Below are 13,071 nucleotides of genomic sequence, written 5' to 3'. Positions count from 1 at the left end.
AATACCGGCTCTGCCCACCGCCTTGGTATGTGCACCTCACCCCGGCGTGACACCACCCTGACCTTTCGTGCCTGTCATCGGGAGCGTGCCGTGAGACCGCCGCGGCATAGCGGTCTGGGAATGCCGACTTGCATGATCTGGAGGCCATAAGCATCGTCAGGAGACGCTCACGATAGGTCGGTGGAACGATGGACGGGCCAACACTAGCGACCCAGGCGACCATGCTGTTTCTTCATCCTGTTTTTCTGGCGGGAGCTATCGGGCTTGTCCTTCTGCCGCACCACTGGGCGATCCGGTGGGGGTTTGCCGCGCTTTTGGTGCCGGTCGCCGCAATACTGTCGGTCTCATCCGTGCATTTCTTCGGCCTGCAGGACCGGATCATGGACCTGGAGTTGGCATGGTGGGGTGCCGTCATTCTGGCAGGCCTGATCCTGCTGCGCTGGCAGCTGGCAAAACCGCGCGCGCCCGTCTACAGGTTTGACCCCGAAAAGCCCTGGGCCAGACGCGAACCCCTGCCACCGCCAGTTCCGGACGCTCCCAACCCGTGGCGTGACCGCGCGGATATGGCCCTGGCAGCAGGCTTCGGCATCGTGCTGGCCGTCGCGTTGTTCTGGCGGGCGGCGTGGTTTCTGGACGGGGCTTCACACGGCTATCTGTGGCATGCGGGGTTTGGCGTCATCGCCCTCGGCGCGCTTGCGACTGCCTGGTGGAGGCGCCGTGCGGTGCTACGGGCCGGCCTTGTCGGCTTTGCCTTGGTCACGCTGGGATTGACCACCTGGGGCGCGTTCATCTTCCCGGCAGAGGTCCGGGCGAACGCGGAAGAGGTGGCGGACGGCGCGCCGTATTGCATTGATCTGAACAAACGTCTGAGCAACGCCCTGTCGCAGGGGACGGTGCAGTCGATGGGTGATCTGACGTTCCTGACGATTTCAAAACCGGAAATCAATGATTACGGGGGCGAACCGAGCGTGGACTGGTTCGACAGCCCTCTCCTTGTCATCGAACGGGCTGGGGGTGCTGTCGACGAGCTTGGGAAGACGACTTCGCCTTTTCTAATCTATTCCTGGGCGCAGGCAGGGGCGGGGTTTGTAGAGTCGTCGCGTCACGACGACGTACCGCTTTACCCGGTAAACTGCATCCCGCGTCTGAACAATTTGCGGAACATACCGTCAGATGGCGCGTCGGAGATCATGGCTTTCTTGTGGGATGGTGAGATGACGGAAGATGGTGAAAAGCCCATCTTTACGACTGAGAGGTTTCGCGTGCCTGCGGCGTTTGAGGCGCAGTCGGGCACCTTTGGTTTTCGGATCCGGGTCAAGGCACCCGATTTTGTTCCCGTAGACGACAACCCTGTCCGAGACTCAAGCTGGGCCTTTGTATCGATGAGCTACGACATTCTGTGGTACATCAAAAATGGCATCAAGCCCAAGGATGTGAACATTGAAACCATGCCGCTGGTGCATGGTCTGCATCACTATCGGGACAGCGACGGCGTGGACTGGTATGCCGAGGTCACGCCCACAGACGACAACCCCACATGGGTCGACGATGTCACGACAGGGATCAGGTGCGGGCAAGTGATCGTGGAACCGCCCGGATTTGATCCGAACTGCGTACAGGGTTTTGTGCCGCGCAGCGCCACAGGGGGCAGCCCAACCATGCAGCTCTTCTTCAGCTACCCTCCCGAACTCCTGCCGCGATGGCGGGAGATGGAGGCACCGCTTACCGCGCTGATCGCCAGCTTCCTCGTCACCGACTGATCCTTGCCCCACCCGCCCGCTTTCTGCCATAAGCGGGCGAAACCGGGGGTAGCCCATGTCATTCCGCGCGCGTCACTTGCTAGGGATCGAGCATCTCTCGCCGCTTGAAATCACCACCGTCCTTGACCTTGCCGAACGCTATGTCGACCTCAACCGCCGAACGGTGAAGCAGTCCGACACCCTGGCGGGGATGACGCAGATCAACCTCTTCTTCGAGAACTCCACCCGCACGCAATCAAGCTTTGAACTGGCCGGGAAACGCCTCGGCGCGGATGTGATGAACATGTCGGTCGCGAATTCCTCGGTGAAGAAGGGCGAGACGCTTATCGACACCGCGATGACCTTGAACGCCATGCACCCGGACCTGCTGGTCGTGCGGCATCCTTCCAGTGGAGCGGTGAACCTTCTCGCTCAGAAGGTCGACTGCGCGGTCCTCAACGCGGGCGACGGGCGGCATGAACACCCGACGCAGGCGCTGCTCGATGCCCTGACCATCCGCCGCGCCAAGGGCCGCATCCAGCGCCTGACCATCGCCATCTGCGGCGACATCGCCCATTCCCGCGTGGCCCGGTCGAACTTGATCCTGCTGGGCAAGATGGAAAACCGCCTGCGCCTGATCGCCCCGCCGACACTGATGCCCTCGGGCGTCGAGGACTTCGGCTGCGAGCTTTTCGACGACATGCGCGAAGGGCTGAAGGGCGCGGACGTGGTGATGATGCTGCGGCTGCAGAAGGAACGAATGGATGGCGGATTCATCCCCTCCGAGCGCGAATACTACCACCGCTATGGCCTCGACGCCGAAAAACTGGCGGCCGCGAGCCCCGACGCCATCGTCATGCACCCCGGCCCGATGAACCGAGGGGTAGAGATCGACGGAGACCTCGCCGACGACATCAACCGGTCGGTGATCCAGGATCAGGTGGAGATGGGTGTCGCAGTCCGGATGGCCTGCATGGATTTGCTCGCCCGGAACCTGCGGGCCGAGCGAGGACGGAAGATCGTGGGGATGATGGCGTGAGCGAGGGAGAAATTGATTCACGACCCTTCCGGGAGCTGATGCGGCCCGGCGAGGACCTGATTTGGTCCGCAAAGCCGGTTCTGAAACCGATCGCCGGGCAGTTGCTGATCTGGCTATGGCTGGCTGCCGTCGGCGGAGTACTCGCCGCAGTCTATCTTGCCCTCGTGTTTTCGGGCCGTCTTTCCACCACGGAGCGGCTGTTCCAAGGCAGATGTGGAGGGTCCGGTCGCGATGTGTTCCTGGCGCTGCTTGCAGTCGGAATCGCTATCATCGTCCTGATGTTAGTCCGTGGCGGCCGCCGGAGACTGGCGGCGACATCATATGCAATGAGCGACCACCGGTTGTTTATGGCTGTTGAGCGCCCAAACAAATCGGAACTCATCGTTGGCACGAAGCTGACGAACGGGCGCGTTGCCCTGACCCGTGAGCGCGACCTGACAGGGCTATCCATCGAAGTGCGGGGTCAAGCCAATGACGCTGAGTCTGATGCATATATTCTGTTCGAAAAACTCTCTCAGAATGATGCAACTGCGGCGATGGCAATAATCAACCAGACAGTCGAGCCATGACCCCCGACCCCAACCGCAAGCCCACCAAACAAGAGATGCGCCAGGGCGGGATGGTCGCTGCGGCGGTCCTTCTGTTCCTTGCCCTCTTCACCCTCTTCATCGTCTTCATCGCCTGACATGGCCCGCATCGAACCCGATCCCATCATGGGCCACCCGACCGAGCTGATGGAGGGTGAGAAGCTCATCACCGAATTCCGCCCCGACGCGGAGACCTACTGGCGCGCGCATCTGATCATGGCGGTGATCCTTGGCACCCTTGCGGGCCTCGTCCTGTTGTGGCTCCAGAACCCCTATCCGGTCGCTGGCCCGGTCGGCGCGGTCCTTGCCGTCGCCGCACGCGCGGCTTTTGTTCAGCCCGAAGCGATGGCCGAGGTCTGGCGCCTGACCAACCGCCGCCTGCTTGGCCCGGCGGGCCGTGCGGTTCCGCTGACCCATCTTCTGACCGCCCGACCCTACCTCAATGCCGTTCAGCTGACCTCCACGACGGGCGACAAGCACTTGGTCAAGTACCAGTCCGACCCCGCTACCGTGTCGTACCTGCTGATGACTGCCGCCGGGCGGAAGACCCGCGATGGCTGAAGGCTGGGACGCCTACCTCCAGCCAGGTGAGCGCATCCTCTGGGAAGGCGCCCCCCAGCCCGGTATCCGCAACCGGGAACGGCTGGCCTTCATATCGCTCTTTGGTGTGCCGTTCTTCTTTTTCGGACTGGCAGGCACCGGGGTGGGGCTCCAGCACATCTTCTGGCGGGGCGACGTCGGCATCGGCCTTGTCACCCTTGCTCTGGGGCTGATCTTCATCGTCGTAGGCTATACGTTCGCCTTTGGCGAATGGGTCGAAGCGGCAAAGGCCCATCGGACAACACGCTATGCCTTGTCGACCCGTGCCGCGTATGTCGCCCGCCAGTCCCGCAAACGGTCGCTGAAAGTCTATCCGATCCTGCCGAAGACGGCGCTGGAGATTGACCACTGCGACGGCTACGACAATGTCTGGTTTCACGCGCGCAGCGAGGACGGTAGCGAAGGTGGCATCACAACCACCCGCATCGGGTTCGAGGGGATCAAGGACGGAACCGAAGTCTACCGGCTGATGCGCAGCATCCAGACAGGACCAACATGACAAGCCTGCATTTCACGAACGCCCGCCTGATCGACCCGGAGGCCGCAACCGATGCAGTCGGCAGCCTGACCGTGAAGGACGGGCTGATCCTTTCCCGCGATGCCACCGCCCCCAAAGGCGCCAAGGTCATCGACTGCGGCGGCAAATGCCTCGCCCCCGGCATCGTCGACCTCGGCGTCAAGATCGGCGAGCCGGGGGAGCGGCACAAGGAGTCGTTCCGCTCCGCTGGCCTTGCGGCCGCCGCGGGGGGTGTCACCACGATCATCGCGCGGCCCGACACCCACCCCGCCATCGACACGCCCGAAGCGCTGGAGTTCGTGACCCGCCGGGCCGCCGAAAGCCCCGTCCGCATTCGCCATATGGCCGCACTGACCAAAGCCCGCGAAGGGCGCGAGATGACCGAGATCGGGTTCCTCCGCGACGCGGGCGCCATCGCGTTCACCGATGTCTTCAAGGTCTCGACCGAAGCGAAAGCCATCACCCGCGCGATGAGCTATGCCCGCTCGCTCGGCGCGCTGGTGGTTGGCCACCCGCAGGACCCCGGCCTTTCGTCCGGCGCGTCGGCCACCTCCGGCAAGTTCGCCTCGCTGCGCGGTATCCCGGCGGTCTCGACAATGGCCGAGCGTATGGGGCTGGAGCGTGACCTCGCCTTGGTCGAGATGACGGGCGTCCGCTACCACGTCGACCAGATTACCACGGCGAAAGCCCTGCCAGCACTTGCCCGCGCCAGGGCGGGGGGGCTGGACGTCACGGCGGGAACGTCGATTCATCACCTCACGCTCAACGAATTCGACGTGGGCGACTACCGGACCTTCTTCAAGGTCACGCCTCCTCTGCGATCCGAACAGGACCGGCTCGCCGTGGTCGCGGCCGTGGCGGACGGTCAGATCGACATCATCTCTTCGATGCACACCCCGGCGGACGAAGAATCGAAGCGCCTGCCGTTCGAGGAGGCCGCCCCCGGTGCCGTGGCGCTTGAGACGTTCCTTCCCGCCGCGATGCGCCTTTATCATGCGGGGCACATGACCCTTCCGGGGCTCTTCCGGGCCATGGCCCTGAACCCCGCCAACCGTCTTGGCCTGCCACAGGGCCGCCTGACACCCGGGGCGCCCGCCGACCTTGTTCTTTTCGATCCCGACGCCCCCTTCCTGATGGACCGCTTCAAGCTGAGGTCGAAATCGAAGAACACCCCGTTTGACGGCGCGCGGATGGAGGGTAAGGTGATGATGACCTTCGTCGGGGGGACGCAGGTGTTTGCCGCGGAAGACTGAGACATGCCCGAACTAACGACCTCGCAAGGTCTGCTATTGCTGACCGCCGTCCTTGCCTACCTGCTGGGATCGATCCCGTTTGGCATCCTCGTCACGAAGGTCATGGGCCTTGGAGACCTTCGCCAGATCGGGTCGGGCAACATCGGGGCGACCAATGTCCTGCGGACCGGGAACAAGCGGGCGGCGCTTCTGACGCTGCTTCTGGATGGGGCGAAGGGGGCCGTCGCGGTTCTGATCGCGGGCTGGCTTCTGGCCGAAGATGCAGCCCAGTTGGCAGGCCTCGCGGCCTTTCTTGGCCACCTCTTTCCCGTCTGGCTCAAGTTCAAGGGCGGCAAGGGTGTGGCTACCTTCCTGGGTGTGCTCCTCGCGCTGGACTGGCAGGTCGGGCTTGCGGTCTGCGCGACCTGGTTCGTTGCAGCACTCCTTTCCCGGATCTCCTCGATCGCGGCCCTGATCGCGGCGGCCATGACCGGGCTCTGGATACTGGTGCTTACCGATGGGCAGCTTCTTCTTCTGTCGCTGGTCCTTACGATCCTGATCTATGTCCGGCATGCCGAGAACCTGAAGCGGATCAAGGCCGGGACCGAACCGAGGATCGGTGCGAAGAAGGCGCCGGAGGCAGAGGTCTGACTGGGCACGGTGCCCAAGTTTTTCAGGCCAATGAAATCAATGGCTTGCCTGGCATCCGTTTACACTTTCGCAAGGTTTGCCCGGCTTCATCTTCTGCACCGACACAGTATGGGCTGCCATGATTTCCGGCCCGACACTCACCAGACAAAATCGCTCTTGATCCGTCAGTAAATTCTGATATTTCTGTCAATACAGAAATAAAGAGCGATTCGATGCACCTCACACCCGCCATGCAAGACTTCATCCTCCACTGGGGGGAGATGGGCGCCAAGTGGGGCGTCAACCGCTCGGTCGCGCAGATCCATGCGCTGCTGCACATCGCGCCTGAGCCACTGGACGCCGAGGAAATCTCGGAAACGCTGGGCCTTGCGCGGTCCAATGTCTCGACCGGGTTGAAAGAGCTGCAGGGCTGGAAGCTTGTCAAAGCCAGCCGGGCGCTTGGGGAACGGCGGGATGTTTTCACCTCGGTCCAGGACATGTTCGACCTGGCGCGCGTGGTGATCGAAGGCCGCCGCGAACGCGAGTTCGCCCCGACCATCGCCGCGCTTCGCGATGTGGCAGAGGCCGCCGAAGGCGATGCGACGCCCGATCATGTGAAAGCGCGGATGAAAGAGACACTGCAGACCATGCAGATGTTCGACGACTGGTACCGCGACGTGTCCACCCTGCCGCGCGGCATCCAGCTTCTGGCCATGAAGCTTGGCGCAAAGATCGCGCGCTTCCTTCCAAAAGGGTGAGCTAAAAAAATTTGGCCTGTTATTTCAGGAGATACAGAAATGACCGCAAGACAAGAAATCCTCCCGACCCTCGACCCCATCGCCTTCGCCGGTGCGCTGTTGCTGGCTCCTCTGTTGGTCGCAGCGCTGTTCTTCTGGGTGTTGCTCGTCCCCGTCTTCGCCGTCCCGTTCGGCGCCGTGCCCTACCTGGTCTTCGGGACGCCGGTCCTTCTGTGGATTGTCACGCGATACCCGCTGAACCTTGGCACTTTCGCGATGGGCGGGTTCCTCGCCTATGTCCTTTTCATCTTGTGCTTCGCCATCTGGCAGTTCGCACAGCCCGACCGAAACCGCGAGATGCTGGAACTCTACGCCCTCTTCGGCATCCCGTTCTCGGCCGCCTGGTGTGCCGCCTTCGCCAGGATTTACCGCAGCTTCCATCAACCTGTTACCCGATCACCTGGCCAATCCGGCCAAGCATCAGAAAGGACCAAATCATGATGCTCCTCACCTACCTCTCCGTCTCGCTGCTTGCCCTGACCGGCCTTTCAGCGATGATCCTGTCGATCGCCAAAGCTCTGGCCGACTGCCCCGAAAAAGCCCCGCGCGCCAAGGCCGCCGGGATCACCATCGCAACCGGTTTCCTCGCCATCGGCGGCGGAGCGGTCCTGCTGATCGGGGCGCTTGCCACGCTGAAAGCGGACCTCAGCCTGCTGGTGTTCACGATGGGGCTCGCCTGCGTCGTGCTGGGTCTTGGTTTCACCCAGGCCGTGACCACCCTGCGGGCAGTTGTCGATGCAGGCCCGGCCGCCAAACCCCTGCCAAAGTCGGAAGACCTGCAAGTGCAGATGGAACCTGTCCTGGCGTGACTGTCTGAAGACCAAAAGAGGGCCGCCCCGCACCGGGCGGCCCTGATCGTATCAGTGTTCAGCGCTGAAACAGGCCGTCAGCGATCAAACCACAGATCGGGCAGAGGACCAGCCGAGGTCAGAATCTACGACCTGCCAACGGGTCGATACCGTGATAGGGGTTGTGGCAATCGGCATGGCTGGAAACCTTGAGGTCCTTGAAATGCGAAGTGCATTGATTGCTGCGTCCCTGACCGTCTTCCCCTCAATCGCGTCAGCTTTCGATCTGGAGGATCTCCTGGCAGAGGCCAATCAAGCCTGCGAAGTCGGCGGCGGCAACTTTTCGGTAGAAGGCCCCCGCGCAGAAGATCTCGAACTGACCGGTGACGAGACCCTGGAGGTCGTTGCCGATGAGGCGATGTTCTACTGCTCGAACTCGCCGAACCTTTATGTCGGCTCTGGCGGTTCAATGATGCATGTCTGGGCCGACGGGAAGCACTTTGCATGGCTGGTACACGACTGGGAGGTCATGAATCAGCAGGGCCAACCGATACTGGTGCTGTTCCAGGACGGCGGCGAGTGCGGACAGCCTGCAAAAGGCTGTGTTACAGCGCTGGCCTGGGACGGCGCCGCGTTCAGCCCGGTCCCGATGTCAGGATCAAACTGAGGCCTACAGGCTTGTGCTAAGATAGATCGGCGTCAGGTCGCGTTGCCATTCGCCCTCGTAAAGCTCCAGCCAGCGGTCCGCCTGAACGCGCCCGGTTTTCAGGCTTTCGACGAGCGGCGCAAGCTGAGCCTCCTCGCCCAGACCCCGCGCCAGCAGCCCGGCATGTGAGAGACCGACGGCGGCACGGGCAAGGTCCAGAAGCTTCTCGCCCCCCGCCTCGCCTTGCAAGGCCGAGACCGAAGCCGCGACCCGCAGCCCTTCGCGCGTTTCGGCATCCAGGCCCTTCACCAGGTCCCAGGCGGCGTCCAAAGCGGTCTGGTCGTACATGAGCCCCACCCAGAACGCCGGCAGCGCCACGATATGCGCCTGATCGCCGCAATCGGCCCCGCGCATCTCGATGAACTTCTTGGCCCGCGCTTCGGGGAAGACCGTGGTCATGTGATCGGCCCAGTCCGACAGGGTGGGCTTTTCCCCGGGCAGGGCCGGAAGCTGACCGTTCAGGAAGTCGCGGAACGACTGGCCAAGCGCGTTGATGTAGCGGCCGTCGCGGTAGACGAAGTACATCGGCACATCGAGGACCCAATCCACATAGGCCTGAAACCCCATGCCCGGCTCAAAGACGAAGGGCAGCATGCCGGTGCGGCTGTTGTCCAGCCCCCGCCAGATCCGGCTTCGCCAGCTGCGGTGGCCGTTCGGCTTGCCGTCGAAGAAGGGGGACGAGGCGAAAAGCGCGGTCGCCACCGGCTGCAGCGCCAGCGCCACGCGCATCTTCTGGACCATGTCGGCCTCGGACCCGTAGTCGAGGTTCACCTGCACTGTGCAGGTCCGGTACATCATCTGCGTGCCGTGCGTCCCGACGCGACCCATGTAGTCCGTCATCAGCCGGTAGCGCCCCTTCGGCATCACCGGCATGTCTTCGTGCCGCCATTCCGGCGGCGCGCCGATCCCCATGAAGCGCACGCCCATCGGATCGGCGATGGATCGCACCTCATCCAGATGGTTCTGCAGCTCTGCCGCCAACTCGACGGTCGAGGAGAGCGGTGCACCGGAAAGCTCGAACTGCCCGCCCGGTTCAAGGCTGATGTTGGCCCCGTTCCGGCTCAGGCCGATGACATTCTCGCCCTCGCGCGAGGGCTGCCAGCCGTAGCGCGCGGCAAGCTGGTCGAAGATCGCACTGATCGAGCGGTCACCGGCATAGGGCAAGGGCTTGCGGGTATCGGTCAGCCAGCCGAATTTCTCGTGCTCGGCCCCGATGCGCCAGTCGGCTTTCGGCTTGCAGCCCGCCTCCATATAGGCCGCGAGCTGGTCGAAGCTCTCGATCGGTCCGCCACCGGACTGAGGAATGGACATGGACCTTGGCTCCGGGACTTCGCTGCTTCGTGCTTCATCCGGCAACGGGCCGGGACGCCAACAGGTGTCAAGCGGCGCTTCCCAAGTCAAGAGTGCCCCTTGTGCGGGGACAGGTGACCGGCCGCAGAAATTCTCGCGGGACCGTAGATTTTCTTGCGGGCAGCTGCGCCAGCCCCTTCAGCGTACGACGACCCCGGCGCCTTTGCGGCTCCAGATCAGCTGGTCGACCTCGTTTAGCGCGACGACCCGGCTGTCCGAGGGCGTCTGGCTGCCCAACGCCGCGACCAGTGCGGCCGAGTCCATGCCGGGAAGTGCTGCGAACGCGTCAAAGAGCGCCTCGGCGCCATCGGCTTCGATGGGGATGTGAAGCATCGCGCCGTCGCCCTGCTTCAGCCGCCAGATCCGGCGGCCGCGCAAGGTGAGGAGCCGAAGCTCTGACAGCTCGGGCAGCCCGATGAAACCGCCGACCCGTGGGCCGAAATAGGCGATCTGCGCCTCGGTCACGCGGACGATCCCCGGCGCCTCGCCGTCCTGCTGGAACCGCAGGCGGCGAAGGGCCAGGACCGCCCAGCCCAGGCCAAGCCCGCTCATCAAAAGACCAAGCGGCAGAAGGAAGTACCCGCCGCCGCTTGCCAACCAAGCCCCAAGAAGGGCCAGCCCGGCCCCGGCGATCACTTCGCGGAACCGGTAGGCGCCGTCCCGCAACTCCGGTCGGATGAAGCTCATGGCCGCACCCGCTGCGCGCCGTCGAAGAGAACCAGAGCCACCGGTTGCGAGGGCTGAAAGCCGATGCTCAGGTACGCACGGGATGCCGCCTCGCTGGCCGCAAAGAGGACCGCACGGGCAACGCCCTTTGCCCGCGCCTCGGCCAGATGCAGGGCCAGGGCAAGCCGGGCGTAGCCGCGGTTGCGCAAGGCGGGCGGGGTGTAGACCCCGCCGATCTGCACGATCTCGGGCAGCGCCGCGTTGAAGCCGGTCATCGCCACGGGCTGGCCGTTCAGCAAGAGGACACGGTGGCGACCATTCGCGATGCAGTTGTCGATATCGCCTGCCGCGCGATCCGCCACTTGATCCTCGGGCGTGCCAAGGGTCGTCCGGTGATAGTCGGCGCGCCAATCGACGAGCAGTGCGCGATAGTCCGCCCCGACAGGGATCAGCTTTGCACCGTCGGCCGCCGGTATCCGCAGCGACGCGAGGTCCAGCGCGAAACCCGGCTCGTCGCGATCAACAACGGCTGGTCGACCCGCCAGCCCCAGTCCCGTCAGCAGCCTGCGGACCTGGCCGGCCGGGCCTACGGCGCCAGTGAGGTCCATATCGGCGAGCACCGGCACAAAGGCCCCTGCGTCGAACCCGTTCGGCAGCATCGGCAGCAGCATCCCCCCGCGCGTCAGCGCCAGAATGCCACCAATCGGATCGCCGTCGATCCAGAAGCGGGTGGCGTGCGGGTGAGCCGAGGCAAAGTCGCCCTCGCCCAACCCCTGATCGCGCAGATTGGACAGGGGAAACATCGCACCGTCCACATGCCGCAGCAGAAACGCCTCCAGCACCGCCTCGTCCTTTGGTACGGCGGCGCGGATCATCGATTTGGCGCCTTTCGATCGTGCGCCGCTGCTGGAGCTTCCTGCGGGTCGGGTGTCAGGCCGTTGAAGTCCCTGATCTCATTCAGATCGCTCAAGCTGCCGTCCTGCTCCAGTGCGACCGACTGCAGCTTTCCCCCTGCCGCAAATTGCAGCCTGCCCTCCCATGGTTCCGCCCATTCCCAGCCCGGAAGGTCAACCATCTCGCCAGTCGCTGCCCGCTCCAGCGCATGACAGCTTGAGGCCACCGCCCGCCGCGGCATGTTTTCGAACCAGCGAACAAGCTGCCAGCCGTGCCAAAGCGGGCGCTTCAACATGACGGCATAACCGGTGCCTTCCACAACCCAGCCGCGCAAGGCGAGGCGAGCGGCGACGGTATTCCCGCCAAAGAAGCCATCGATCGACCCCGGAAACGCGTCACCAAGTGCAACGCCCATGCCCTTGGGCAGCCATTCCTTTTTGTGCAGCGCATGGCCGTTCAGCCAAAGCCCTCCGTCCGGCGCAAATGCCCCACCCCCACCCCAGGTATCACCCTTCTCCCATAAGCGGAGCGCCTTAAGCCAGGGTGCGCGCGACAGGGCCGTGTAATACGACGACCCACCCTTCCCCGCAAAGTAGATCAGATGCCCGCCATCGGGCGAGAGGTCGCAGCGGTGCTCATAAATGCGCCCACGCAACCATTGGCCTGGGCTCATCGCACCCGTCGCACGGTTCCAGCCAAAGCTGGCAGACCAGGCCGAAGGCCCCCTCCGCAGCACAACTGCATGCTCCGATGCAAGCGCTGTCAGTACATGAAGGCGCGGGGCTCTCATCGCCAGTCCCCATGCGCCGCCTGCCAGAGCGTGATCGCCGCCACCGCTGCCGTGTCGGCGCGCAGGATGCGGGGGCCGAGGCTCAAGGCATGAACCCCAGGCATCCCGCGGAGGCGCTTCGCTTCCGTCTCGGCAAAACCGCCCTCGGGGCCGATCAGGATGGCGGCGGGGCCTGGCTGCCCGCCAATCGCTGTGGGCTGGCCAGCCGCCGCCTCGTCGCACCAGTAAAGCTGCCGCCCGTCAGGCCAAGTCGCCAGCAACCGGTCCAGGGGCTGCAACTCTGTCACCTCTGGCACATAGGTCGCGCCGCATTGCTCGGCGGCCTCGACCGCGTGGGCCTGCAGCCGGTCCTGCCGGATGCGTTCGGAATTGGTGTGCCGCGTCTGCACGGGCAGGATGCGGCGGACGCCAAGTTCCACCGCCTTTTCCACGATGAAATCCGTCCGCGCCTTCTTGATCGGCGCGAAGGCCAGCCAGAGGTCGGGGGGCAGCACCAAAGGCCGCGTCAGGGCCTCGCAGACCGCCACCGCGCCGCGCTTGCCCGCTTCGGCCAGCGCCGCCCGCCATTCGCCGTCGCTACCGTTGAAGAGAAGCACTGGCGCCCCGACCGCAAGCCGCATCACGCCGACCAGGTAATGCGCCTGATCGACCGAAAGCCGCACCGCTTGCCCCGGACCAAGCGGCTGATCTACATAGAGTCTGATCTTCGCATCCGACATGAGCGTGAACCTATGTC

16 protein-coding genes are annotated in these 13,071 nt (G+C 64.1%); 11 read left to right on the top strand and 5 right to left on the bottom strand.

Annotation, left to right across the window (positions count from 1 at the left end; genetic code table 11):
* Nucleotides 1-221: 221 nt before the first annotated feature.
* The 11 genes from ACRCSW_RS01150 (at nt 222) to ACRCSW_RS01100 (ending at nt 8,596) form a co-directional block, all read left to right on the top strand.
* Nucleotides 222-1,760 (top strand): hypothetical protein, encoded by a 1,539-nt coding sequence (locus tag ACRCSW_RS01150; RefSeq protein ID WP_438702162.1) that lies wholly within the window; start codon nt 222-224, stop codon nt 1,758-1,760.
* A gap of 55 nt (nt 1,761-1,815) precedes the next feature.
* Nucleotides 1,816-2,778: an aspartate carbamoyltransferase catalytic subunit gene (locus tag ACRCSW_RS01145; protein ID WP_438702161.1), complete on the top strand. Its 963-nt coding sequence runs from the start codon at nt 1,816-1,818 to the stop codon at nt 2,776-2,778.
* Nucleotides 2,775-3,347 carry a hypothetical protein gene (locus ACRCSW_RS01140; protein WP_438702160.1) on the top strand — a complete coding sequence of 191 codons (573 nt, stop codon included), beginning with the start codon at nt 2,775-2,777 and terminating at the stop codon, nt 3,345-3,347. The genes ACRCSW_RS01145 and ACRCSW_RS01140 overlap by 4 nt, the downstream gene beginning before the upstream one ends.
* A 117-nt stretch (nt 3,348-3,464) precedes the next feature.
* Entirely contained in the window at nt 3,465-3,926 is a 462-nt protein-coding gene (locus tag ACRCSW_RS01135; RefSeq protein WP_438702159.1) for a hypothetical protein, read from the top strand.
* The gene (locus ACRCSW_RS01130) at nt 3,919-4,464 is read left to right on the top strand and encodes a hypothetical protein (RefSeq protein ID WP_438702158.1); all 546 of its coding nucleotides are present in this window, start codon (nt 3,919-3,921) and stop codon (nt 4,462-4,464) included. The genes ACRCSW_RS01135 and ACRCSW_RS01130 overlap by 8 nt, the downstream gene beginning before the upstream one ends.
* Nucleotides 4,461-5,735, top strand: a complete 1,275-nt coding sequence (pyrC, locus tag ACRCSW_RS01125; protein WP_438702157.1) for a dihydroorotase — start codon at nt 4,461-4,463, stop codon at nt 5,733-5,735. Before ACRCSW_RS01130 ends, pyrC begins: the two co-directional genes overlap by 4 nt.
* A 3-nt stretch (nt 5,736-5,738) precedes the next feature.
* Complete coding sequence (gene plsY, locus ACRCSW_RS01120; RefSeq protein WP_438702156.1) at nt 5,739-6,365, top strand: glycerol-3-phosphate 1-O-acyltransferase PlsY; 627 nt, start codon at nt 5,739-5,741, stop codon at nt 6,363-6,365.
* Between the two features lie 212 nt (nt 6,366-6,577).
* Nucleotides 6,578-7,102, top strand: coding sequence for a GbsR/MarR family transcriptional regulator (locus tag ACRCSW_RS01115; protein ID WP_438702155.1), 525 nt, complete (start codon nt 6,578-6,580; stop codon nt 7,100-7,102).
* Nucleotides 7,103-7,141: 39 nt separating this feature from the next.
* Nucleotides 7,142-7,582, top strand: coding sequence for a hypothetical protein (locus ACRCSW_RS01110; protein ID WP_438702154.1), 441 nt, complete (start codon nt 7,142-7,144; stop codon nt 7,580-7,582).
* Nucleotides 7,579-7,950 carry a hypothetical protein gene (locus ACRCSW_RS01105; protein ID WP_438702153.1) on the top strand — a complete coding sequence of 124 codons (372 nt, stop codon included), beginning with the start codon at nt 7,579-7,581 and terminating at the stop codon, nt 7,948-7,950. Before ACRCSW_RS01110 ends, ACRCSW_RS01105 begins: the two co-directional genes overlap by 4 nt.
* A gap of 175 nt (nt 7,951-8,125) precedes the next feature.
* Complete coding sequence (locus ACRCSW_RS01100; RefSeq protein ID WP_438702152.1) at nt 8,126-8,596, top strand: hypothetical protein; 471 nt, start codon at nt 8,126-8,128, stop codon at nt 8,594-8,596.
* A gap of 3 nt (nt 8,597-8,599) precedes the next feature.
* Here ACRCSW_RS01100 and ACRCSW_RS01095 read toward each other — a convergent pair whose 3' ends face one another.
* The 5 genes from ACRCSW_RS01095 to ACRCSW_RS01075 form a co-directional block, all read right to left on the bottom strand.
* Complete coding sequence (locus tag ACRCSW_RS01095; protein WP_438702151.1) at nt 8,600-9,946, bottom strand: glutamate--cysteine ligase; 1,347 nt, start codon at nt 9,944-9,946, stop codon at nt 8,600-8,602.
* A gap of 177 nt (nt 9,947-10,123) precedes the next feature.
* Nucleotides 10,124-10,672 carry a hypothetical protein gene (locus ACRCSW_RS01090; RefSeq protein ID WP_438702150.1) on the bottom strand — a complete coding sequence of 183 codons (549 nt, stop codon included), beginning with the start codon at nt 10,670-10,672 and terminating at the stop codon, nt 10,124-10,126.
* Complete coding sequence (locus tag ACRCSW_RS01085) at nt 10,669-11,526, bottom strand: GNAT family N-acetyltransferase (protein ID WP_438702149.1); 858 nt, start codon at nt 11,524-11,526, stop codon at nt 10,669-10,671. Before ACRCSW_RS01085 ends, ACRCSW_RS01090 begins: the two co-directional genes overlap by 4 nt.
* Nucleotides 11,523-12,335 carry a hypothetical protein gene (locus ACRCSW_RS01080; RefSeq protein WP_438702148.1) on the bottom strand — a complete coding sequence of 271 codons (813 nt, stop codon included), beginning with the start codon at nt 12,333-12,335 and terminating at the stop codon, nt 11,523-11,525. The genes ACRCSW_RS01085 and ACRCSW_RS01080 overlap by 4 nt, the downstream gene beginning before the upstream one ends.
* Nucleotides 12,332-13,054: a 16S rRNA (uracil(1498)-N(3))-methyltransferase gene (locus tag ACRCSW_RS01075; protein ID WP_438702186.1), complete on the bottom strand. Its 723-nt coding sequence runs from the start codon at nt 13,052-13,054 to the stop codon at nt 12,332-12,334. Before ACRCSW_RS01075 ends, ACRCSW_RS01080 begins: the two co-directional genes overlap by 4 nt.
* Nucleotides 13,055-13,071: the final 17 nt, after the last annotated feature.

The organism is Tabrizicola sp., from assembly GCF_051645465.1.
Lineage (GTDB): Bacteria > Pseudomonadota > Alphaproteobacteria > Rhodobacterales > Rhodobacteraceae > Tabrizicola.
The sequence above is the reverse complement of the archived record's forward strand: the minus strand, read 5'-3'. Positions and strand labels throughout refer to the sequence as shown.